The 21,367-nt window shown below is 51.9% G+C and carries 21 protein-coding genes; 9 read left to right on the forward strand and 12 right to left on the reverse strand.

Going from position 1 to position 21,367, the window contains the following annotated elements:
• Nucleotides 1-7: 7 nt before the first annotated feature.
• On the reverse strand, nucleotides 8-1,444 hold the full coding sequence (locus tag I8746_RS10420; protein ID WP_221100626.1) for an NAD-dependent succinate-semialdehyde dehydrogenase: 1,437 nt from the start codon (nucleotides 1,442-1,444) through the stop codon (nucleotides 8-10).
• Between the two features lie 228 nt (nucleotides 1,445-1,672).
• Here I8746_RS10420 and I8746_RS10425 point away from each other — a divergent pair, with 228 nt between their 5' ends.
• Nucleotides 1,673-2,602 (forward strand): LysR family transcriptional regulator, encoded by a 930-nt coding sequence (locus I8746_RS10425; protein WP_221100627.1) that lies wholly within the window; start codon nucleotides 1,673-1,675, stop codon nucleotides 2,600-2,602.
• A 1,246-nt stretch (nucleotides 2,603-3,848) separates the two neighbouring features.
• Here I8746_RS10425 and I8746_RS10430 read toward each other — a convergent pair.
• Nucleotides 3,849-4,202 carry a hypothetical protein gene (locus tag I8746_RS10430; protein WP_221100628.1) on the reverse strand — a complete coding sequence of 118 codons (354 nt, stop codon included), beginning with the start codon at nucleotides 4,200-4,202 and terminating at the stop codon, nucleotides 3,849-3,851.
• A 289-nt stretch (nucleotides 4,203-4,491) separates the two neighbouring features.
• A complete protein-coding gene (locus I8746_RS27135; RefSeq protein WP_082916951.1) occupies nucleotides 4,492-4,728 on the reverse strand; it encodes a hypothetical protein in 237 nt (78 codons plus the stop codon).
• Nucleotides 4,729-5,187: 459 nt separating this feature from the next.
• Between I8746_RS27135 and I8746_RS10435 the strand changes: the two genes are divergently transcribed.
• Both I8746_RS10435 and I8746_RS27145 read left to right on the forward strand, forming a co-directional pair.
• Nucleotides 5,188-5,430 (forward strand): NUDIX domain-containing protein, encoded by a 243-nt coding sequence (locus I8746_RS10435; RefSeq protein WP_256545451.1) that lies wholly within the window; start codon nucleotides 5,188-5,190, stop codon nucleotides 5,428-5,430.
• A gap of 255 nt (nucleotides 5,431-5,685) precedes the next feature.
• A complete protein-coding gene (locus I8746_RS27145; protein ID WP_064614520.1) occupies nucleotides 5,686-5,976 on the forward strand; it encodes a hypothetical protein in 291 nt (96 codons plus the stop codon).
• Nucleotides 5,977-6,084: 108 nt separating this feature from the next.
• Here the strand turns inward: I8746_RS27145 and I8746_RS10440 are convergent, their stop codons facing one another.
• The 3 genes from I8746_RS10440 to I8746_RS10450 form a co-directional block, all read right to left on the reverse strand.
• Nucleotides 6,085-6,435, reverse strand: a complete 351-nt coding sequence (locus I8746_RS10440) for a DUF5329 domain-containing protein (protein ID WP_259674124.1) — start codon at nucleotides 6,433-6,435, stop codon at nucleotides 6,085-6,087.
• A 65-nt stretch (nucleotides 6,436-6,500) separates the two neighbouring features.
• Nucleotides 6,501-8,087, reverse strand: a complete 1,587-nt coding sequence (locus I8746_RS10445; protein ID WP_221100630.1) for a phospholipase D family protein — start codon at nucleotides 8,085-8,087, stop codon at nucleotides 6,501-6,503.
• 427 nt (nucleotides 8,088-8,514) lie between these two features.
• A complete protein-coding gene (locus I8746_RS10450; protein ID WP_221100631.1) occupies nucleotides 8,515-9,309 on the reverse strand; it encodes an OBAP family protein in 795 nt (264 codons plus the stop codon).
• Nucleotides 9,310-9,571: 262 nt separating this feature from the next.
• Here I8746_RS10450 and I8746_RS27150 point away from each other — a divergent pair, with 262 nt between their 5' ends.
• Nucleotides 9,572-9,931: a hypothetical protein gene (locus I8746_RS27150; RefSeq protein WP_259674119.1), complete on the forward strand. Its 360-nt coding sequence runs from the start codon at nucleotides 9,572-9,574 to the stop codon at nucleotides 9,929-9,931.
• 59 nt (nucleotides 9,932-9,990) lie between these two features.
• On the opposite strand, the gene I8746_RS10460 is transcribed toward I8746_RS27150, so the two are convergent.
• Nucleotides 9,991-10,683 (reverse strand): DUF421 domain-containing protein, encoded by a 693-nt coding sequence (locus I8746_RS10460; protein WP_221100687.1) that lies wholly within the window; start codon nucleotides 10,681-10,683, stop codon nucleotides 9,991-9,993.
• 275 nt (nucleotides 10,684-10,958) lie between these two features.
• On the opposite strand from I8746_RS10460, the gene I8746_RS10465 reads away from it, so the two are divergent.
• The 3 genes from I8746_RS10465 (at nucleotide 10,959) to I8746_RS10475 (ending at nucleotide 12,052) form a co-directional block, all read left to right on the forward strand.
• Nucleotides 10,959-11,327: a histone-like nucleoid-structuring protein, MvaT/MvaU family gene (locus I8746_RS10465; RefSeq protein ID WP_221100632.1), complete on the forward strand. Its 369-nt coding sequence runs from the start codon at nucleotides 10,959-10,961 to the stop codon at nucleotides 11,325-11,327.
• Nucleotides 11,328-11,548: 221 nt separating this feature from the next.
• On the forward strand, nucleotides 11,549-11,779 hold the full coding sequence (locus I8746_RS10470; protein WP_221100633.1) for a hypothetical protein: 231 nt from the start codon (nucleotides 11,549-11,551) through the stop codon (nucleotides 11,777-11,779).
• Nucleotides 11,780-11,842: 63 nt separating this feature from the next.
• On the forward strand, nucleotides 11,843-12,052 hold the full coding sequence (locus tag I8746_RS10475) for a hypothetical protein (RefSeq protein ID WP_221100634.1): 210 nt from the start codon (nucleotides 11,843-11,845) through the stop codon (nucleotides 12,050-12,052).
• Between the two features lie 48 nt (nucleotides 12,053-12,100).
• Here I8746_RS10475 and I8746_RS10480 read toward each other — a convergent pair whose 3' ends face one another.
• Both I8746_RS10480 and I8746_RS10485 read right to left on the reverse strand, forming a co-directional pair.
• The gene (locus I8746_RS10480; protein WP_221100635.1) at nucleotides 12,101-14,698 is read right to left on the reverse strand and encodes a hypothetical protein; all 2,598 of its coding nucleotides are present in this window, start codon (nucleotides 14,696-14,698) and stop codon (nucleotides 12,101-12,103) included.
• Nucleotides 14,699-14,839: 141 nt separating this feature from the next.
• Complete coding sequence (locus I8746_RS10485; RefSeq protein WP_221100636.1) at nucleotides 14,840-15,280, reverse strand: 3'-5' exoribonuclease; 441 nt, start codon at nucleotides 15,278-15,280, stop codon at nucleotides 14,840-14,842.
• A 15-nt stretch (nucleotides 15,281-15,295) separates the two neighbouring features.
• Between I8746_RS10485 and I8746_RS10490 the strand changes: the two genes are divergently transcribed.
• Nucleotides 15,296-15,661, forward strand: a complete 366-nt coding sequence (locus I8746_RS10490) for a hypothetical protein (RefSeq protein ID WP_221100637.1) — start codon at nucleotides 15,296-15,298, stop codon at nucleotides 15,659-15,661.
• A gap of 430 nt (nucleotides 15,662-16,091) precedes the next feature.
• A complete protein-coding gene (locus I8746_RS10495; RefSeq protein WP_221100688.1) occupies nucleotides 16,092-16,301 on the forward strand; it encodes a hypothetical protein in 210 nt (69 codons plus the stop codon).
• 138 nt (nucleotides 16,302-16,439) lie between these two features.
• On the opposite strand, the gene I8746_RS10500 is transcribed toward I8746_RS10495, so the two are convergent.
• The 3 genes from I8746_RS10500 to I8746_RS10510 are packed head-to-tail and all read right to left on the reverse strand — an operon-like array spanning nucleotide 16,440 to nucleotide 21,347.
• Nucleotides 16,440-17,633 carry an alpha/beta hydrolase gene (locus tag I8746_RS10500; RefSeq protein ID WP_221100638.1) on the reverse strand — a complete coding sequence of 398 codons (1,194 nt, stop codon included), beginning with the start codon at nucleotides 17,631-17,633 and terminating at the stop codon, nucleotides 16,440-16,442.
• Nucleotides 17,627-18,073, reverse strand: coding sequence for a response regulator (locus I8746_RS10505; protein ID WP_221100639.1), 447 nt, complete (start codon nucleotides 18,071-18,073; stop codon nucleotides 17,627-17,629). Before I8746_RS10505 ends, I8746_RS10500 begins: the two co-directional genes overlap by 7 nt.
• Entirely contained in the window at nucleotides 18,033-21,347 is a 3,315-nt protein-coding gene (locus tag I8746_RS10510) for a hypothetical protein (RefSeq protein ID WP_221100640.1), read from the reverse strand. The genes I8746_RS10505 and I8746_RS10510 overlap by 41 nt, the downstream gene beginning before the upstream one ends.
• Between the last annotated feature and the right edge of the window lie 20 nt (nucleotides 21,348-21,367).

Raw genomic sequence — 21,367 nt, forward strand, 5'->3', positions numbered from 1 at the left:
CGGCTCCTCAAACTTGGCTGATGAATTTGTTGGTGAGATAGTGCTCGATACCTTCGATGCCGCCTTCCGAGCCGTGACCGCTCTCCTTGGTGCCGCCGAAGGGAAGCTCTGTAGCGACGATGCGGTATTGATTGATTCCGATCATGCCGGCCTCCAAACCATCGGCAACATCGATGGCCGTCCGTGCATTGGTGGTGAAGGCATAGGCCGACAGGCCATAGGGCAAGCGGTTAGCTTCGGCCAATCCATCAGCCAGGCCATCGAATGGCATCACGATAGCGATGGGGCCGAACGGCTCTTCATGCATGATGCGGGCATCCATCGGCACCTCGGCCAACACCGTTGGCGCGAAGAAGAAGCCCGGGCCAGGTAACGCCTCACCGCCGGCCAATACCTGAGCCCCCTTGGCCACGGCATCAGCCACCAGTTCCTCCATCTTGTTCAGTTGTCGCAGATTGGCGAGTGGCCCGACCTGCGTATGGGGGTGCATGCCGTTTCCAACCCTCAGTGCTTTAGTAGCAGCCACGAAGTGGTCGACGAATTGCTCGTAGACACCCCGTTGAACCAGGAAACGGGTTGAAGAAATGCAGACCTGGCCAGTACCGCGGAAGCGGTTGGCGACGCCTTCCACCGCGGCTCGCTCCACGTCGGCATCGTCGAACACCAGCACTGGGCCATGCCCGCCCAGCTCGAGCGTGATCGGCTTCACGCCTTCGGCTGCGCGACTCGACAACAGACGGCCAATGGGCACAGAGCCCGTGAAGGTCACTTTGCGAATAATCGGGGAAGCGATCAACTGACTCGAGACCTCATCAGGCACACCAAACACGACTTGCAGCACACCTTTTGGCAACCCAGCATCATCCAAGGCACGAGCAAGGGCGAGGGCAGTGGAGGGGCTTTCCTCACCAGGTTTGAGAATGACGCTGCAACCGGCGGCAAGCGCGGCAGACAATTTGCGCGCCGGCGTGATGGCCGGGAAGTTCCAGGGGGTGAAAGCAGCAACGGGGCCTATAGGCTGGCGCTTGACCAGTTGCAGCACACCGGGGCGGTTGGCTGGTACCACACGGCCATCGATGCGACGCGCACTTTCAGCGAACCATTCGAAATACTCTGCCGCCCGGGTGACCTCATCCATGGCCTCGCCAATGGGCTTGCCTTCTTCCAGCGTCATCTGGGCAGCAATGTGTGCCGCACGTTCCAGGATCAAGTCGGCAGCGCGTTTGAGAACCCGGGCACGCTCAGCTGGAACCGTGTTGCGCCATTGCTCAAACCCTCGCTGTGCCACCTCAAGGGCCAGATTGAGCTCGTCACCAGTGGCCAGCGGCACCTGACCGATGATTTCTTCAGTTGCGGGGTTTCTGACGGTCGCCGTTTTGCGGCCGTCTGCGTCGATCCATTTGCCGCCAATAAAAAGATAGAGCGAGTCATAGGGTGTGTTCATGGCTGTGACCTTCATAGGGTTCTCTGGTTGACCTGCGCTGCGAAGCTACGCAGGACTTGGTAGACGGTGGCTGGCGCCGGCCCGTGGAATTGAGTCTATGGAGGTCGCCGGGATGGATTTAGCCAAGCTGAAGGGAATGATTGTTGTGCGAAAAGGTAAAATCGCTTTCAAAAGGACACCGATTTGCACACAGTGACACGTGAATTAGCCGGCACAGGGGAAGAGGGCATGGACAAGTTTTCTAATATGTCGGTGTTCGTGAAGGTCGTTGAGATGGGTAGCTTTACGGCAGTGGCCAATCACCTCGACTCCACGGTGGGGAATGTGTCGCGGGCTGTGTCAGCGCTCGAACAGATGCTCGATACACGATTGCTGCACCGCTCGACCCGGCGCTTGTCGCTCACCGATGCGGGCAGACGATTCTATGAGCGCTGCACCGTTATCCTGGCCGACCTGGAAAACGCTGAAGCAGAAGCGAGCAATGCATTGCTCCAACCACGAGGCACTCTCCGCGTCCATTGTGTGCCTGGCCTTGCTCGACACCTTGTTACTGAGGCCGCACTGGAGTACCGCAAGGCGTTTGGTGACGTAACGGTCGACTTGATGCTCTCGCAGCGTATGCCGAATCTGCTGGAAGACCAGTTGGACGTATCGATTCAGATCGCCAGGGTGCTGCCAGACTCAAGCTATGTGAGCCAGAAAATTGGAGTCAGCCACTGCGTGTTGGTGGCATCGCCAGATTACCTAGCGAACCATGGAGCACCCGAGACACCTGCGGATCTGGTTGATCATCGATGCCTGTTGCTAGGTACCGTCGATTACGCCCGAGATGAGTGGCAGCTCAAGAGTCGAATGGGCGATGCAACGTTCATCCCCAGCGGGCCAGGCTTCAGTGTGAATGACATGGAGGCTATGTCTGTGGCGGTCAGAAGCGGTGCGGGTATCGGCTTGCTCGCGGGCTTCGCAGCCATCGACGATTTACGCGCGGGGAAACTGGTACGTGTGCTTCCCGATTATTTCACTGAGGAACGGAATGTGTATGCGGTGTACTCATCGCGGCAGTTCATCGACGCCAAGATTACCCGGTTCATTGGGGCTCTGAAGGAAAAGGTCGGGAGCCGACTGGCGGTGATTGCCGACGAACTCATAGATACTTGACGTTGGCGAGCGCTGCCACTAACTGGCATCAATTTCATAAGCGGGCAGTCTAAGTGACGAATGCTCCGAACCGATGAAGAATTGGGGGCAAAAGAAAGCCCGCTGCAAGGCGGGCAAGGTCTGTCACACGTAGGGATAGCTTCAGGGTATCTCAAGCTCTGTGAAAATTGAGTGAAGGAATAGCCTCCCATATGTGATGGCTTCAGGCTGAGCAGTCCGTTTTCCCTGAGGACTCTATGATCCTCGCCATACCTCTACAGCCGCCATTATTGAATTGGCACCTAAGCCGAGTGCTTTTTCTCGCGTGATAGCTGAACACGAGTAATTGCTATCTGCACAACAGCTGCCACTAAGCAGAGCAAACCGATTTTCCAGCTCCCGTCTAACCCGAAATGCTCTGATACCCTCCCAGCGATGATCACGCTAACGAAGATGGCGGCGGGTAGGATCAATTTATTCATGAGGTCTTCCCGAAGCGTGTGTCAAAAGCCGTGAGTGAGTTTCGCTGTCCAGGCAAAGGGGAGGGTATCCCTCTAGATGTAAGCAACGGACTTTCGGATGATCAATGGCCAGGACGAAGCAGCGGGCAGTTTCGGCGTGTGAGTAATAACTTGCCGAGCATCCGTACATATGGACGCTGTTTCACCTGTGGAACTCGTTGAGGGGGGGCTCGCTCCAAGGCGCGTAAATGACCTTGAGCGGCCAGCGCTGAGAATAGAAGCCAGCGCGGACTGAAATTTTATGACCGTCTACCACAGCCCTGTTCCAATCCAGCTGCCACGCCAGCATGGCGAAAAGGACTGAGAGCACTATCACATTGATTGTGACAGCCAAATGTGTGGAGCTTGAGTCTGCGGTGAGCTGGTTTAGGGCGACGGTGAAGCAAATCAATCCTACAAATCCAAGGCGGTTGCGTTGTCGCTGCCCGTAAGCTTTGGAAGGCTCTAGCGCTTCACTGCACAGGCTTAAAAGCTGTTGGCACCGTCGAGGTAGGCATCTATCAGATCTTGTCCATCGTGATTAGCCCGCTGCCTCAGAATTGGCATCTAAGACAAACTGAACGGCGAGATGATTGCGCTGGCAAGGTCGTGTAATATCACCTGCCTAGAGTAGGTGTGAGTCAGGAAGAGAGTGTTTGAAATAATTTGGAGGCTGGCCAATTAGAATGTGTTGATCAGGTCGCTTAGTCCTAGCAATTTACCTTGATGGGTTAAGTAGTTCGTGCTCCTGCGAAAATGATTTGGCGTTACTTGTCAGGTTGTGAACAGTGGAGCCCATTCATAAGTGATTCGATCTCTTGCTTGATGGATCTTAATTGGGCGTGCAGTTGTGCGAGGCTGCTGGCAATTCTGCTGAGTTGCTCGTCATTATATTGATCATCAATGTCTGCGATGTCACACCAGCTGGAACTGTCAGAGCGCTCACAGGGGGCTGTTGAGATACTTAGCAATCTCTTCATTACCTGAAAGTAAGGGTAGCCTTTGATTATGCAGAACTCATTGAGGGATTTTCCTGAATTCCAAAATTCTCTTATAAGTTTTACACACTCATCGTCGCTGTATTGATTCGCCTGCTCGGCGATAAGCCGCTTGGTGGGCATGTGGAGCCTCCGGTGCTGTCGGATGGGATTGGTGAGCCAAAAACGGTTCATGCTTAGTGTGCTAGACGATCCAATGGAGTAAAGCTGCCGCCAAGCCCACGCCTATCAGTGAGCCAGTGAGAATAAGGAGACACTCTAGTAGTGACGTATGATTGTCCATATTAGCTGCGCCTGCGAAAATTCATAAGCCATGCAAATGAATACAAAGGCAGCTGCGATTGAAATAGCACCATAATAAATGTAGGTCTTGTCTGTGGGCGGAGCCATGAAGGCAATCTCCTCTTGAAATCTATTCCGTCCGCATTATTGGAAATTGCTCGGACGGGTTTCGCGATTCTAAGATCATCTTCTCGCACGCTGCCATGGCTAGCGATTTACTTGAGAAATTCCGTTTTATTCTAATTTTTTCCTGATTGTCGTAGATATCAAAACCTCCCGAGCTTGTAGCGGCGTAAAACCGATTTCCAACCTGGAATGATTCGTTTTCTATAGGAACCGCTGGAACGATAACGAATCTTGGTTGCATTTTGCCATCCCCTCCCTTGGAGACGTAAGTAATAGCTAGGTTCATGACTGCACGCAAGGAAATTGATGTATTGATTTTTCGAAGGTTTGGTGAATCGAATACCTACTCTAATTTCCCTTCTAAAATGATATTGACTTGTGTGTGTGAATTTTATCGTTATTGCAAATTGTTAGCACTACGGTACTGTCTTAGTTCTTCGGGGGCAAAACCGTCTCGGTGAAATTCCACAAGGCCGACGGCACCATCGAGGTAGAGCTTACCTATCCAAGCTCTGCTCACCCGAGGCGAACCGAGGGCTGATGCGCCAATGAGATTGAACGATTCGCCCCATGGAAACGTCTTCAGGGAAGACGCCCATTCTCTGAGTCGCGTGATGGTGGTTTTGATTGGTGGTGATGTTTCGAGTGTGTGCACGCGGGACGAACGAAAATGCAGAAGTAAATCCAAGGCGACGATAATCTGTCTGCGAAGCGGCAAGGTACTGCTTGTTCGGAAAATAGCGGCAAATGGAATTTTCCGGGTGGTTCGATTGAGCCTGGTGAGACCCCTCATAGTGCTGCAGCAAGTGAGCTACGTGAGGAGACATCCATTGAAGGGCATGGCCTGCTTTCTTTATGCTCGATCAGGGTGGGGTCGTCGTGCATCACATCTTCACCACCCGATTCCACGAAACTGAGAAGCCTGTGGCCGACCATGAAATAGTCGCGTGTAAATGGGTGCTTCGTGAAAAGCTCACGCCTGACTTGCTGAATTCCGCTGCAGCCGGCCTCTTGGCAACCCAGTTGGCTGCTCTGACCGCCTGACCACTGCTGCAAACTTGTACAAGGAAATTTTCTTGTATCGAAAATTGCGCCGATTGTCTGATACTTCGCGGTGCTACCGCCTAAGTCCTTGAACTGCCTCCTTGCTTTGCTATGGTCAGGTTTCCGTATAAGACTAAAGTCGTAGGAGGGCGGCATGCGTATTCGAGGTGATGTTTTTTGGGATTGGGCGGATCCAGTGCTTCATCATCGGACTCATGACGAGACACTGGACGACGGCACCACGATTGATGTCCAGGTCAGGCTCTCGCGCACCGGTCAGACGCAAATGTTCATCGGTGTGTACGCTGGCTGTGGAATGGCATTGCATGAAGAAGCCTTCGATTCTCGCCCCGGCGAATCTATGACTCGAGCTCTGGCTTGGGGTGTTGGTAGAGCCAGACGTCTGGCTACAGATCAACGGCCAGCAGCGAAGCAGGTGGCCTAGACACTACGTATTTCAAGGTTGGTCGTTAAGCGGAGATGCTGACGGCCAACTGCTCAACGCAAACTGCTCCATCTAACATCCGGTCGTGGAGCGGAGGACTCAAGAGATTTAGTGAAATTCCCGTTGCCGTTGGAGCTCTCGGTGTAACCAGATGCCCGCCGGTTGCGTACCTTGTGAGCATCGCACCTCATAGGCACGGCCACTCATACTGCTTTTAGTCGCAGCGAGGTCAATGAAGTCTTCCGCGCTTTTCACCCTGTTCTTGCTTTCGAGATAATTCAGCTTTTGCTCCAAGTGCGCTCGGGCTCGGGGGCCTGCGTATTCGGTGCCGTTCCGAATAAATGTGCAGTCACTGGTCTCTATAAACTCCAGCAATCCCCTTATTTCATTAGCGGTTTGAGGTAGCGCTACTACCCGCGTGTCAACGATGATTGCTGTAACGCAAACACTCACCGCCATAATCAGTTGGCTGATAACCCGCCTGCGGCCTTTCGTCGACAATCGCATGATTTGTCCTTCCCACCCTATAGCAACTTTTCAAGCCCTATCGTGCTGCTGAGCCACGAATTGAAGCGCCGCCACCAGCCGCCCGGTTCAGTGGTCAACGTGCGTTGTTGGCCATTTTCTTCGGTAACCCAAACCAGATTTTTGTCTTCCAGCCGAGCCTGGTAGCTCAGCGCGGGAGCCATGCCCTCCAGCGCCAGTTCGCGCACCCGTCCGGCGAGCTCCGGATCATCAACCAAAACACCGACCTCGGTGTTCCACAGCAAAGAGCGCGAGTCGAAATTGAACGAACCAACAAAAGCTTTCTGCCGGTCGAAAACCATCGCCTTGGTATGCAGGCTGGAGTCGGAGCTGCTAGAAGGGCCGCTGGAGGAGCCCTTGCGAGAGAAGCGCGGCCTGGTATCGCTGTCGCTTCGATCACCGGCTTGACGACGTAATTCGAACAACTGCACACCGTGCTCAAGCAAGGTCTTGCGATAGGGTGCGTAAGCACCGTGCGAAGCCGGTACGTCGGTGGCTTCCAGCGAGTTGGTCAGCAAGCTGATCGACACGCCGGCGTCGGCTTGACGGGTTAGGTACACCACCCCCGGCTGGCCAGGCACCATGTAGGCCGATACCAGAATCAGCTCCTTGCTGACCCCATTAAGCTCGGGTGCCAACTGGGTGGCCAACAGCAAATATGGAGCGGGTTCACCACTCGCCAACACCTTGCTCGGCGCATCCCACATCGCTTTATTCCAGGCCCAGATCAACTCCCTGCGCCAGTTGTTGAGGCGTGGCTGAGTGGTATAGGTCATCAATTGTTGATAAAGCTCATGGTTTTGGTTGCGCGTTTCTTCCAGGGAGTCGTCCAGTCGAGCGCGAAGGTCTTTCAGATCTCTGCTGGTCGGCTTGAACGATATAAACTGCTCGATGGGCTTGCTGAGGACACTGTTCCAGTACTCGTCGAAACTATGTCCCAACTGCTCTGCGACCGGGCCGACACTGAGCATGTCGATATCGGTAAAATTTCTGTTGGGCTCTGCATCGAAATACTCGTCTCCCAGATTGCGCCCTCCGACGATGGCCACGCAATTGTCCACCACCCACAATTTGTTGTGCATACGCCGGTGTTGCTGAGAGAGGTTGAACAGACGGCCCATCGTGCGTGTCACGACGGTACTGCGGCCCAAATGGAGAGGATTGAACACGCGGATCTGTATATGCGGATGGATAGCCAGTGTCGCGATTGTCTCCTCTAGATCATCGCTGGTGGTGTCGTCGAGCAAGATCCTGACGCGCACGCCCCGGTCGGCAGCGACGAGGAGCTCGCTCAGCAGTATGCGAGTACTTATACCGTCGTGGACGATGTAGTACTGCAGGTCAATGCTGCTTTGGGCACTGCGAATCAGCTCCGCGCGGGCGGCGAAAGCTTCGGCACTCTCCGGGAATAGGCGAAAGCCCGATTGACCTTGATGGGGGACAACCTGGCTCTGGATAGATCGGCCGAACGCCGAATCGTGAGCAGGCAAGGCGTGACTGGGTTCGTAGGGAATGTAGGCTGTTGTACAACCACCAAAGAGAAGCGTGAGTGACAGAAGGGCAATCTGGAGCTGTTTTATTCTCACGGAGCGCACCCCGACGATGGTGATGAGGGTCTCGGATCCCGAAGAATGGCCATTCCCTTACCACCAGCATCCGGCCGTAACGACCGTCTGCAATGCGTCTTCGATCTACGGTGTTGTTTAGGAAGCGTAGTTCATCCTCTGATGACAGCGGACTCGGCCTTGGCTACGCCGAAGGCAAGGCGGAAGCTCCTGACCTGAATTGATGTTTGATGTCGGCCATGAGGTGGCAACCTCTTAAGCTTCCAGCAGGGGCACCTCGACACTGCTCTGTTATCCATAGCAAGCGGAGCGCGCCGGCCCGCGGAGGGCCAAAGGCGTGAGGATGGAAGCCCGATAGGGCCGTAACCTGGCTATGCGAGGGTGCGGTTTACGACAGCCGTCCCCAGTGGGGCACGCCCACAATAGAGCTACATGCATCTGACCGCTGCTAGTGACTGGAACGGCTGTTAGTGTTCGCCGGAGTCGATGTAGCGGGGCGGTGTAGATGCGCGCCGGTTGGATCGGTGATTTGAATGACGTTACCGTGCTGCCAGCCATCCGCCTGGGGATCAGCATCAGTAATACGAATGTCAGCCCGCTCAGCTTTGGTTTTCGCAGCATCCACACCCAAGCGCCGATTGCGCTGTTCGACCATCGCCGGGTCAGCCTGCCCATCTGTGGTAAAGCCCATCATCAACTGCGGCACACCTACAGGCAGCGCTTTATCTTGATCGGTGTGCCAGGTGTGCCACGTCTTCCCATAGGTATGCGCCAGGCGCTCCATCAGGGCATGCTCAGCCGGTGCTGGAATGCCTGGGGCGACCAACTGCCCAGAGGAGACCTCGTAACCATGGCTGTGCCACATTGCCTTCTCCTTAGGTGGCAGCCCGGCAAAGAGCTTCTCGTCGATGATGTACTCGACGCCCATGATCTTCGCACCCTTGGTATTGCCGTCGAATATCACACACTGAATGACATCCTCGTTGAGGATGGAGCAGTAGTGGTGCGCTTCCATCTGCACCTCCGGATGCCCGTTGTAGAAGTGAAAGCCATCCAGGTAGGCGTTGATCGCTTCAATGGGCGGCTTGGACTGCAGCGTCGCGGCGCCGGCTTCCAGCAGCTGGGTTCTAGCAGACTCGGGCCTGCCTGGTGTTTCCACAGGAGACTTCGTTTCGGGGGCGGAGCAGGCCCACAGCAGAGTGCAGGCGAGGGGAAGAGTTATCGATTGGAATAGCTGTCGCATGAGAAAGGCTCTGGCTGGTGTCCTTAGAGGACAGCCTTGGCCGATGAAGCGGACAGCCCAACGGACGAATGGCCCGAGTTGATGAAGAATTGTGGGCAAAAGAAAGCCCGCTGCTAGGCGGGCGAGGGAGCTTCTATCACACGTAGGGATAGCTAACGCTCCCACATCGCATGTGAAAAGGACGTGAATAGTATCGGGCGAGGGCTATCGCGTACCGCTTACGTGAACCCAAGCTGTGTAAGCCGAAAACAGGCCTTGTGGGATGCTCGGCAAGCCCTGCTCGATTTCGGCCAACCTTGGCTCCCATCGCAGGTGCATTTTTTCCGCACTACCTATGCAGCCGGGCTTTTTCAGAATACTGTATGTGCATACAGTTAAAGAGGATGCCGCCATGACAGGCACCAATCTGCCGGTGATGTCGATCCAAGAGTGGCGGCAGCTCCTCACCGACACCGAGGCCCTGCTCCTCGCACCTAAGAAACATCACAGGGAGCTTCTGCATCAGGCATATGCACTACGTGATACGCATGCCTTGGATTTAGCGACCTTGGCCGATATGTTGGAGCTCGCGGACGAAGCATTGATGTACGCCCACTCCGTCCAGGCTGACCAGCATTGGTAGGTTAAATACACGCCCGGTTGGGATGGTGTTGTGTGGGATAGCAATGGCGAAAATGTGTTCTAGCGGCTGCGTAAGGTATTCAGTGCAGGTGACCAGACGTTATGTCCGCAGCGTTCACATACGACTGAGTCTTGAGGCTCATGAAAGGTCGAGAAGCCGCAGCTGACGCAACAGTGTAGGCCAGCGTTCGGCGGCGCTAGGTACTCTTGCCGATGTTCGACTGGCAGCACTGACAGCCCAGGCCGGGTGTCATCAGGCCCATAGAAATACAGACTGATATCGCCATCCGTTTCCAACAGACCGAGTCGAACTTGGCCGAGATGTTCCACGCCCTGTTGGCGCAGTTCCATGAAGAGCTCGTTGGATGAGATGTTCAAATTTCGCAGCGAATGGATCTCGTACATTCCGTCCTTTACTACCGTGATGGGCAACCCATCGATCCAGGCCTCGCATGTTCTGCTGCGTCTCATCATGTAGACGGTTCCGCGATAGAGCAGCAAAAGCGTTAGGAAAACCAATGCGACTGGGAGGAGGGGTACATCTTCATAAAAGGTAACATCGCCTGCGGCTGAGCCCAAGGTGAGGATCACCACGAGCTCGAATCGGGACAGCTGCCTAATTCCACGTCGACCACTGAATTTCAGAAAGAAGAACACGGCTAGAAACGCCGCTGAAACGCGGACAGCGACCTCCAAGAGAAAGGTCAGCGGGAACTCGCCAATGAGCATTCTTTGCAGATCAAATGAAACCATTCGCTGTATCCCGCCTGTTGCTATCTCCTGTAACAGATTGACCGGCAATTCTCGGTCTTGGTTCATGCGCTGGTGTCAGGGAGGTAACTATTCATGCTCCCCGCTCATGGCGCCGGCAGGCTCAGCTATTCGCACTGCTGATTCAGGCGCGTGTACTTGAACGCCACTGCAAGAAATTGAACAATGACGGCCATGCATACTTAAAATTTCAGTTGGGCGAGCTGAAATGGTTTACAGTAACCGACTGATTTCATCCGGTATTTGAGGAAGCATCTATGTCCCGTCTTGCAGAATTCCGTAAGCTCGAGCAAACATTGGCCGCACAACTGGCCGAACTGGAAGCTATGAAAGGCTCCTCCGAGCTGCAGGCGGAAATTGAATTTGAGACCAAATTGCGTGACCTGCTGAACAAGTATGGTTATAGCCTGCGTGACATCATCAACATCCTGGATCCCCAGGCTAGCCGTCGCGCTTCCGCTCCTGCTGTTGCAGAGAAAGCCCCTCGTCGTGCCCGCCAGGTAAAGCAGTACAAGAACCCGCACAACGGCGAAATCATTGAGACCAAGGGCGGCAATCACAAGCTGCTCAAGGAGTGGAAAGCTCAGTATGGTGGCGACGTGGTGGAAGGCTGGCTCGCCCAGTAACACGCTCCACCGATGGTTTGCAAAAGCCCCCTTACGGGGGCTTTTTCTTTGGTGATGCGGTCAGGTAATTCATCTGGGCGAGCTATCACCACCCACAGCGAAAGCGTACCTCGTACCAGCGACTGATCGGTGATCATCGGCGACGCATTTCGTCCGCAGTACCTATGCAGCTAGGCACTTTCCGAATACTGTATGCCCATACAGTAATAGGGAATACCGCCATGACAGGCACCAATCTGCCGGTAATGTCGATCCAAGAGTGGCGGCAGCTGCTCAACAACACCGAGGCTCTGCTCCTCGCACCTAAGAAACATCACAGGGAGCTTCTGCATCACGCATATGCGCTACGTGATGCCCATGCCGTAGACTCAGGAACCTTGGCCGATATGCTGGAGCTCGCCGACGAAGCATTGATGTACGCCCACTCCGTCCAAGCTGATCAGCAGTGGTAGGCTAAATACACGCCTTGGTGGCATGGCGTCGTGTCGAGATCGCTCTGGCGAAAGGAAGAGATAGTGAAAAGAGATCTGAGCAAGGTGCTCATGCCCGACCATTCGTTGTACACCGAGGCAGTGGAAGCGCTGAAGGCCTACCATCAGGCCGAAGCTGATGGAGTCGAAGGGATGGAATTGGAACGTCTTCGGTTGATGGCTGAGCATCGTTTTCAGGCGGTCACCGACTACCAATTGCACGCCCTTGGCGGGGCCGCTGAGAAAGGTCATTAGCAGGAGAAAGCCCGGTGACGCGGGAACCTGAGCTTTCTCCTGATATCCTCAAGCAGCCCTGGCTACAAATTCCTTTAGCCAGTCATTCAAAGCAGTCACATCGGCCTCGAACTCATCGAGCTCCAATGCGTTGCTAGGCAGCTCATCCGATTGCGAGTGCTCAAAGACCGAGTACCTGGTCATCAGGTCATCGATGAAAACACAATCCGCATTGGTGACCTTGGCAACCTTGTGAAGCTTGTTCTGGGTATTGATCGCACGCCGGAAACGACCGATGACATCTGCAAGCAAGATGAACTCGACGGTACGCTCGACGATGATCCTGAAGTCGCTACAAGCGCTTTTGGCATGGATCTCATAGGCGTCCACGTCGGCTTCCACCTGAAGCTTTTTCAACCGGGTGATCGTATGGTCGATGAGCCCACGAACTGCTTTCTCCGGTTTTAAGTCTCTAGCACTCTGGGCTGCAACGATGCCGGCGCACTTGTCCATCCGCCGAAGCGAAGTGATAGTCGGCTTCACCGTGGGCATCTCTGGCATCTTGCTCCACTTGTCAGTCACTGCTTCTACCAAGGCCACGAGAGAAAGCCGGTGCGTGAAGATGATGACCTGCCTGGTAGCTGCAAGGGTGACTAAGCGCTCGACAACTTTTTCCTCAAAGTCTTGGTCGAGGGAGGAAATCGGGTCATCAAAGATGAAGGGGGCCAGTTGGTTCGAACCTGTGGTATCAGCGAGGAACGCGGCGAGCGATGCGATCCGGGTTTCGCCCTCGCTTAAGATGAATTCTGGCCCATGAGTGCCATGAGCTCCCACCAGGTTCAGGCCGAAGGTGATTTTACCTTTACCGCCTGATTTGCTTTGTGGCGCGACGGGGATGCGCTTGCCACCCAGCAGCCTCAGCTCGTCGATGAACCGAGCCTGGTAACCTGCATCTAGTTCGGTTTTACCGAGCTCGGTCTTTTTGATCGTGAGCTGAGACGTTGAAGCTGAACGACTGGATTTTTCCAGCTCAGCAACTGATGTCAGCCTGGCTTTCTCTGCGAGGATTGATGCTCTGTTTTGCGCGAGCCATTGCTTCATTTGAAGCTGCAGAACACGGTGCTGCATTTTTTGTCGGTGTTCATCCTTCTGGAGGGCTGACAGATTCTGTTCTTCCTCATTCAGCGCCTCGGATTTCGTCTTGATGGCAGCATTGATTTGAGTCCAGTCAAATTCTTGAACGTCAGCTATCTGCTGACCCAGGCCGATGTGCTCCGAGCGAGCTTTGAGTTGGCCATATGAGGCAATAGCTTCAGCTTCCTCGAAGCCGAGCGTCGACAGCTGCACGACCCAACCCGCCTGGGCAGGCAAGACAGGAAGCCGGGCTTTCCGTTCGTTGAAGCCAGTCTCCGCTGTTTTGGCTGCTGTCTCGAGCCCATGCGTAACGAACCCTTCAAATTCGGTCATTCGCGTCTTCGCAGCTGCGTCGAGCTGCTGATGGCAGAGCACACAACGTGAGTCAGCCGATGTATTCGGAAACGCCTCTTGTGGATAGGCCATGGTGGTGGAGTAGGCACGTGCCTGCTCCCACATCTGCTGCCATGTCGTGCTACCGACCCCATCCAGCTCAGCCTTTCCAAATACTGCAGTGGCAGCTTCCTCACTGGTTTTTCGCGCCTGGACAGCGTTTGTTTTCAACTGTGACAGCTCAAGGGCTGCCTCTTCGGAAAGGCCGTCCAGTAGAGAATTCATCGTTTTTTCGATGCTCGAGAGCGCCGTTTTTTCTTTTCCAATGGCTAGCAGGCGACCAGCAATATCCTTCTCAGCGAGCAAGCCTTCGCTCTCGATTCGCTCGCGGTCGAGTGCCTCTGGGTAGAGGCATTCTTTATCGATGCTTGCAGCTGATGTCGTGCTCTTTAGGCCGGTGAGCCACTTGGCTTCGGCTGTTCCCTTCAGCGTTTCAGGGATCGCGGGAAGAGCTTTTTTAAGCGATTCCTTTTCTGCATCCAATTTCATACGAACGGCATCTGCCGTGGCGATCAGCGCCGAGACGAATTTCATTCGGCTGGGTTCGTAGCATGCCTCTGTCTGGCCCATGTATAGCTGGGCTGACTTGGTATCGAATACTTGGGCATGGCGCAGGGCTACATGGGGCCCGCTCGGAACGTCCCAGTGGACAAGATCTTCTTTGCCATCGACCGAAATTTTGAACTGGGCACGACATTCGGTGGGAGTAGGGTCGAAAACGTTGCTGCGGATTTCGTCCTTGGAGCGTGATCCACAGATTTGTTTTAACAGCCGGGCATAGCCGCTTTTGCCCGTTCCGTTCTGCCCGTAAATCACAGTGAGATTGCTGCTGCCCATAGGAAGCTTTGCGCCGGCCTTGATGGCGTTCAGACCGTGCACTTCCAGAATTTCATCGATTCGCAACATAGGCTTGTTGGCTGCTTCAGAGAGAGTGCCAGGAACAACCGTGAGGAAGCCTGGATCAGTTACTCCCTTCGCCTCGAGCTTGCAGAGCCGTACCAGTTCGTCGGTCTCTGCGTCGTTCGGACGCCGTTTGGAGTCGATCATTAAACGGGCTGCTGTTTGCAGCCACTTAGGCCGAGTGCTCAGCCAGATTTCAAAATCGTCAGCCGCAACCGGCCCAGCTTCAATCGTAGACATAGCTCCTCCCCAATATCCTAAAATCACTAAGCGTAGGCGGGGTGTGGCATATTGCTATTAATTGCCCTGCAAGCTGATTGCAAAAGATTTCCAAGCTGTCCCAAACTGAGGCCGACCTTCTCACCAGTCAGGGTACGTTCTTTAACTGAACATGCTGGTGATGATTCTGGCGTCCAGCAGGGCTTGGTGAGGCAGTTCCTCGCCATCATTCTTCGCGATCAGGGTCGTGGCATCAGTAGGCAAGTTTCTGACGTTCTTGGGCCATTCCCCATCGTCATAGGCGAGCTCGCAGAACAGCTCCCAGTCGTAGGCAGGTGCGTCAGTGACAATTTCGAGCTGTTCATCGTAGATTTCCAGGAACCGCAGGAGCGCCGCTCTGGCCTCGATGATTGGCATGGCGTACTCACCACCCCACAACTGCGGAAGTACGATCTCCTTCACGAAATCACTGCAGTCCTCTTCTCGCCACGCGTCGACTACTTCCACGTAGAATTCCCGGCCATCCTCGGCGACTAACGCCAGGGAGATGAGCTTGGCCTGCTGGCTGAGCTCGGTGAATTCGCAGTCCAGAAAGAGTCTCACAGTCGAATATCCTCTATGCCTAGCAAAAGCCTATCCCTCGATCAGGAGCGCCTGCTTTGGGAGATTGCCCTAAAACACTTTGGCCCTGAGCTACTGCTCAAGATCGTCGTTGAGCTGTGGGGCACTTTTGATTACCCGGAGCATGCCACGGTTGATCATCTGACCACGGCTACGTTGGGCCACCTGGTGTTGAATATACTGAAAATTGCCCAGGGCAGAGTCGGAGCATTCGTACCGCTAAGTGATGCAGTACCTGACACTGTCACGCTGTACTCAAGACACGCCAGTGAATTGGCTGATGGCCTCATGGCTCGACTGCCGATGAGCCAGCTCACTTACAGGATGAAGGGAGATCGCATCCATGATGAATTGGGCCTATAAGGTGATGCTGGCTACAGACCGATGGGGCAATGCGTCATGATCAATGACCAGCTGCCAAGCTTGAAGTTGCGAAGAGTAGAGCCTTGCGGGCCCTTGCCGACCTGAAGCCTGGCGACCCCGGCGCAGTGAAGGTTTTGGTAGAGCTCGATGAGGTTGACCAGACTCTCGTGGATCTGACTACGGGGTGTGAGCTATCGAGCCAGGAGCTCATGGTGGCCATCACAACTCAGTACCACAACGGCATTCGCTTAGCCGTTGATGACAGTATGCCAGAGCCATGGCGTCAGCGCTTTTGGGCAGCGAGTGTGGGATCTACTCGACTGGCTGCGGGGGCGTACTTCCTCGACTTCGAGAATTTTGTTTTGACCTGGCAGAGAGAGCTTGAGCACCTGAAAGCACACCGTTCCAGCCGGTAGAATAGGTGATCGAAGTGAAGAGAACGATTCTGGGAATGGCCGAGGTAGGAGAGCCGCTACTACGGCAAGCTCTCCAAGCTATCCGTGATCATCAGCAAGCCGTGGATAAAGGGCAATCAGCCGAAGTGGTGGAGAGGCTTCGCATTGAGGCTGACCACCTATACCAAACCGTCATCGACTATCAATTGCACAAGGCCGGCGTGCTTGGCCAGACGAAGCACTGAATTGGTCACTGAGGTCGGCTGAGCAGATGGATGCATTGCGGGTGAAATTCCAAATGAACCGACGGAATTTAAGTTTTCCAGCGCATTGGCTTTCGGCTAAAACTGAATTCACTTTACCGACCAAAGAGTGATCATGTGTCAGCCGTATGTTAACTTGAAGGCTAAGTAGCCTAGCGCTGCTATGCTTGCAAAGGCCCCAAGATAGCGATAATCCTTAATGGATGAGGCAGCTTTGCTTAGAATCTCAGAGATATCCCTAGCCGACGATTTACGACTGTCAATCCTAATTGGGGCGCTGTTGCCTAGGATGATCGAAGTCCAGTTTTCTTCATAAAAATTCTGGTCTGATATTGTTTTTTCAAAATAGAGGCTGTGGCCACCTTCGTGGTATCTATTTAGAAATGCTGAGCTGTTTTCCATGTAAAATCCTACGCGTCCTGCGTAGCCTAGTTGAGGTACTAGATACTTTGAAAGCAGTAAGACGTTGTCGTTTAGCCCGCACTCATTGATGGTTAAGGAAGACTTTGAAATAATATTGTCGATGCAAGTGCTCTCATGTAAAGGTGATCCGCAGAGAATAACGTTGTCGACTTTTGTTTCGTTATCTAGCTGATCGAAAGCATATTTAAGGATAATGGTGCCGAAGCTGTGGCCAACTAGGCAGATTCGCTTGCCGTCGTGGCTTTTAATTATTCTTGAAACTCTTTCGCCAAGCTGCTTGACTTTTTTAGCTCTAGTGGATGGAAGGTAAAAGCATAAAATATCAAAATACCCGTATTTCACCTCGATGTGCTCAAAGCTTCTGGAGTATTTTTTTATGTCATCGGCTAGTGCTGCCTGCCACTGGCCATAAGTTCGAATTCCATGAACGCTAATAAGAACCTGATCCACTAATAGTCGCTGTGTTTTTTGCGTTGAATCTATCAATGTTGAAACGTGTCGGACTAGGTCATAAAGCCAGTCCGTTTCGTTCAAGTTCCCGTCTAGGACGATTGACGCCGACTCGGAGAACTTGTTTCGGTGGCTTGCTAGTCCTTTGAAGTCGGCTGTGATGCCGATTACCATTCCAGGGCGGATGAATGGCTTCGAGGGATTATTGATGTCATCCAGTAGATTTAAGCTGTGGCTCGCCTGCGGGGTTCCTTTGTCTTTTTTTGGTAAAAGGACGTCAAGTATCATTAAGCTAGACGGCTCTAGTAACTCGGAGCGAGCCGTGTCGGCACTATTGCATCGGATTACTCGCAAGTATTTGGAGATGGAGGCGGAATTTAATGTTTCTATTATTAGGTCAATGCGAGAGTTGGAATCGTCCACAATTAAAACTTTCAGCATTGAAATTTCTCCATTGTTGCTGTCAGCTCTTCCTGCCAAGAGGTGTTGCTTGACTCAAAGAATATACAGCCTAAGTAGTCTTGGCCATAAGTTCCAAGTAAGTCGTGAATTTGCTCGATGCTTAAGCTTTGCGTGTCAACGCTGAAGTCTCTGAATCCAGTGAGTATTATGAATGGTTTAAGTTTGCCAAGCTTGAAAAGCTTGGCGACTATTTCTTTTCCGGCTATAGCACGGAATCTACCGCCTTGGGTATGCTCGCTGCGATCAAAGGTTGGCATACTCATGTCGACTATCATCAAGTCGAATTCATTATCCATGGCGGCTGTTAAGCCGGAATTGTAAGAGGCAGCCTCCATGATTGTATGGTCGCCGATACTATCTAATAGTAATGTGACTTTCTCACGCTTGAGGGAGTTGTCTTCTATTATCAAAATGTTCATTCTGAATTCCTAAGCAAGCAGTGAAGAGATTTTCGGTAACCTCAATGTCAAATGAGAAGCCCTGCGATGTGTCTGAAAGGCTGCTAAAGATTTTATAGAGGCCTGTTCCACCTTCTTGGCGGTTGAGGTTTGCATATATAGGTGTCCACTTAGACTTCTGCTCTCTTACGAATTCATCCGGATTTTGTATTTTAGGTGCGGGCTGGTTAGAAATGATTATTTGATTGTGTTGGTCGGAATTGACATGCTCAATCGCAACCGGTGTATGGTTTTCACTGTACTTAAATGCGTTCTCTAGCGCAGTGAATATCGCTACAAACAAAGAGCGTGCTTCTCGGTAAGAGAGGAATAGGTCGCTTTTTGTTTGAGTAAACTGTAGTTCTCTGCCGATATGGCCGTAAATTGACTCGAATGATGAGACTGTCGCTTCTACCACCGAGCCCAGGCGTTCTAGACTGTTGCTATTTCTACTACCTACAAACTTAAACCAGTTGGTAACTATGTCAATTTCATTCAGTACGTTGGAACGGGCAGTCCTAATCTCTCTCATCAAATCGACCATAGGTACATTACCTCTAATCTCAGTGATCGAGCGTTCAAGGTCGTCAATCAGCTCGCACAGGTCAGAAGCCAAGTCATTTGAAATAAGCAATTGCGCTTTCTTTGCACCTTGGCCGGCTATATCCCAAAGGTACTGTATCAACTGCTCGAAGAATTTATCAAAACTCTCCGATTTTGTTATGATATTGGATAGACTTACCAATCTGCTGTGGTAGGGAATGAAGTCGAACATGCCCGCCTCATTGTCCTGGCGGATGGTTACTCGAAATTGCTCGTTTGTCATCTCTAGCAGATCATCGACTTTTTTCGAGAACTCACCTAGCACCGAGTCAACAGCTTGTGTCAGCTCTGAATTGACATACATGTACTCTTTCAGCCAGAAAGTATTTGGGAGATACACACCATTTTTCTTGGCAGTTAGAAGTTTAGTTTTTTCGAAACATGACCTAAGCTGCGCTACGAAGACCATGTGGCGAATTTCTGCGCTAAGGTATTTGTCAAGGCCATAGGTTTCATTTAGTGCGAAATCTTCAATTGCATACATATGTATTGTGTATAGCAGCTCAGTTTTTTCCGTTGACGCTATTGCGTCGCGCTCAGAAAGCTTGAACAAGTCTTTCGAAGTCTCAAGCTCGCTTACGTTCGCAAGCGGTTCTAGTTGTACTCCGCCAGTAAGTGCCTTTGCCTGAGCGTATAGATTCTCATATAGCTGTTTCCTTTGGCCTTCGAAGGCCTGGATATCTACGTAGAGCTTGCCTGACTCAATCTTGGCACGTAGTTTTTCAGCAAATAAGCTCTCTAGAACTTTGTCACGCTCAGCTCTCAATGCTGCTTTGTTTTTGGGGTTGGCTTTTATCAATAAATCGATTATAGCAACTCTCTCATGCACTACTTCGTCGTTGTTGCGGTATTGGAATAAATTATCGAGCTGTGTCGTTATGCAAAGGTTCTGAAGAAAAAAGGTTGTATGGCAATTTAATTCTTCGTTCTGAAAGAGAATAGACGGTCTGTGAGTGCCGGCAATAAGGAAGAAATCTTCAAATATTTCACTTTTAAGTTCTTCGTATCTGCTTGAATGCTCTTTGTTGTATATGTCGAGAGTGATTAGGCAAAGTAGCTTGGTGTCACTGTCTAAGGCGCTGGCTTCAACTATTCGCTCGCAAACTTTAGAAAAGGGGAGATGGTAAAAGCTAAATCTATTTTTTTGATATTCTCTGGCGGTGAAGTTCATGACTTCTTTGATGCAGCCGGCCTTGATCAGTGCTCGGGCTTTGAGCTTTAGGTAGTCAGACTTTACTGGAAATTTGTCTTCGGTAATTTCTGATGGTGAACTGTCAGAAGGGAAGTATTTGGCTGCTCTATAGCTAGGAATAATTTTTTGTTGATCTCGTGGAATCAATGTGAAAGCTGTTGCACCATTAATTGCTTTCGGCGTGTTGTTGCAACCTAAGGATAAGGTTTCCAACCTTGCGTGCTCGACAGCATCGGATTCTGTTGTCTCCTCTAAGACAGATAGTAAGTGGAACGTAAGTGACTTAGCCCAAGGCTCGTTCCGAAATTTAACGCAAATTTTCGTCAAATATTCAATTTTTTCTGCGGTACTTGCCTCGCATTGAAGAATTGACGCCAAATCAGCGCTTATGCTGTCAAAAAAACTATTTCGCGAAAATGGAGAGTTAATGTAAATTTTCGCTTTGGCGTAAATTTCAATCAAGCAGAAGGACGCAGGATGGCCTGAATTAAGGAGGTCGGTTGTGTCGTCGATAACTTTTTGGTAGCGGGCGAGAGTATAGTTTTCGACAATCTTTGCTACGATGTCTGATGGGGCGGCTGGTTGCAGTAAGATTGATTCAAATTCCGTGTCCGCAATCAGGGTGGCGAGTTTTTGGACTTTTGACTTAAGCTCTGAAGGTAGCGCTAAGGTGAAAGAGAGTTCAAGCGCTACTTCCTTGAAAATTATGAATTGGTCTATGATTGATTCGTGGCACTCTTCAACAACGTATCCTAGTTCTGGCTTGCGCTCGGAGTCAAGATAGTATGGTAAATGGCGGCAGGACTCAATTGCTCCTATGCCTAGTGCTCTGGGGATTTCGGAGCTTCGATACTCACGTAGCCGAGCATTTAAATTGCTAAGGAATACACCTATCGCATTACTTTCTGACATTAATTGAAGCTTGAATACCGATGTTTCTATTTTGGCTGTCGGGAAATTCGAAGGCAAGTCGGCTAAAAATGCTTTGGTGTCTTCTTTTCTCAGTTCTTTCAGAATATGGGTGCGTATCCCTATCGACCACCAGCTTTTGCACAGGTCATCAATCCTGTCGAGAGTTGAAAGAGCCTGTGTGTGGTCGTTTTGTAAAATATATATATTCAGCTGGTTTCGCAACTTGTTAAAGCTTGTAAGCAAGCGAGAATTTTTTGCGAAAAGACCAGTTGCCCAGCTTTCGTAACCAAGGGCAGTCAGTCTGTAGGGGGCAGTTGCGAGTTCGTAGTGTCTTCGAGATTTTCCGTAGACAGGGTTTAACATGGATGGGAGCCATGCGTGCGAGGCGACTTGATAGATCAGTTCATTCTCATTAGCTGCATCAAACTGATAGATAAGGCTCTGTACTCTATGTGCAGTGTCTTCTTCTCGCTCCTCTCTTCGACGAAGCAATAAACGCGGGTCTAATGAGAGCTTAATACCTTTGATTTTTTTTTGAGACTTCATCATGATGTCACTTTGGGCAAAAT

It is taken from the genome of Pseudomonas sp. USTB-Z (assembly GCF_019691255.1).
Classification (GTDB): Bacteria; Pseudomonadota; Gammaproteobacteria; order Pseudomonadales; family Pseudomonadaceae; genus Aquipseudomonas; species Aquipseudomonas alloputida.

Coding starts and splice junctions, on each gene's coding strand:
- I8746_RS10420 (WP_221100626.1), bottom strand. CDS start 1,444: ATGAACACACCCTATGACTCGCTCTATCTTTTTATTGGCGGCAAATGG.
- I8746_RS10425 (WP_221100627.1), top strand. CDS start 1,673: ATGGACAAGTTTTCTAATATGTCGGTGTTCGTGAAGGTCGTTGAGATG.
- I8746_RS10430 (WP_221100628.1), bottom strand. CDS start 4,202: ATGCCCACCAAGCGGCTTATCGCCGAGCAGGCGAATCAATACAGCGAC.
- I8746_RS27135 (WP_082916951.1), bottom strand. CDS start 4,728: ATGCAACCAAGATTCGTTATCGTTCCAGCGGTTCCTATAGAAAACGAA.
- I8746_RS27145 (WP_064614520.1), top strand. CDS start 5,686: ATGCGTATTCGAGGTGATGTTTTTTGGGATTGGGCGGATCCAGTGCTT.
- I8746_RS10440 (WP_259674124.1), bottom strand. CDS start 6,435: ATGGCGGTGAGTGTTTGCGTTACAGCAATCATCGTTGACACGCGGGTA.
- I8746_RS10450 (WP_221100631.1), bottom strand. CDS start 9,309: ATGCGACAGCTATTCCAATCGATAACTCTTCCCCTCGCCTGCACTCTG.
- I8746_RS27150 (WP_259674119.1), top strand. CDS start 9,572: ATGCTCGGCAAGCCCTGCTCGATTTCGGCCAACCTTGGCTCCCATCGC.
- I8746_RS10460 (WP_221100687.1), bottom strand. CDS start 10,683: ATGGTTTCATTTGATCTGCAAAGAATGCTCATTGGCGAGTTCCCGCTG.
- I8746_RS10465 (WP_221100632.1), top strand. CDS start 10,959: ATGTCCCGTCTTGCAGAATTCCGTAAGCTCGAGCAAACATTGGCCGCA.
- I8746_RS10470 (WP_221100633.1), top strand. CDS start 11,549: ATGACAGGCACCAATCTGCCGGTAATGTCGATCCAAGAGTGGCGGCAG.
- I8746_RS10480 (WP_221100635.1), bottom strand. CDS start 14,698: ATGTCTACGATTGAAGCTGGGCCGGTTGCGGCTGACGATTTTGAAATC.
- I8746_RS10490 (WP_221100637.1), top strand. CDS start 15,296: ATGCCTAGCAAAAGCCTATCCCTCGATCAGGAGCGCCTGCTTTGGGAG.
- I8746_RS10500 (WP_221100638.1), bottom strand. CDS start 17,633: ATGCTGAAAGTTTTAATTGTGGACGATTCCAACTCTCGCATTGACCTA.
- I8746_RS10505 (WP_221100639.1), bottom strand. CDS start 18,073: ATGAACATTTTGATAATAGAAGACAACTCCCTCAAGCGTGAGAAAGTC.
- I8746_RS10510 (WP_221100640.1), bottom strand. CDS start 21,347: ATGATGAAGTCTCAAAAAAAAATCAAAGGTATTAAGCTCTCATTAGAC.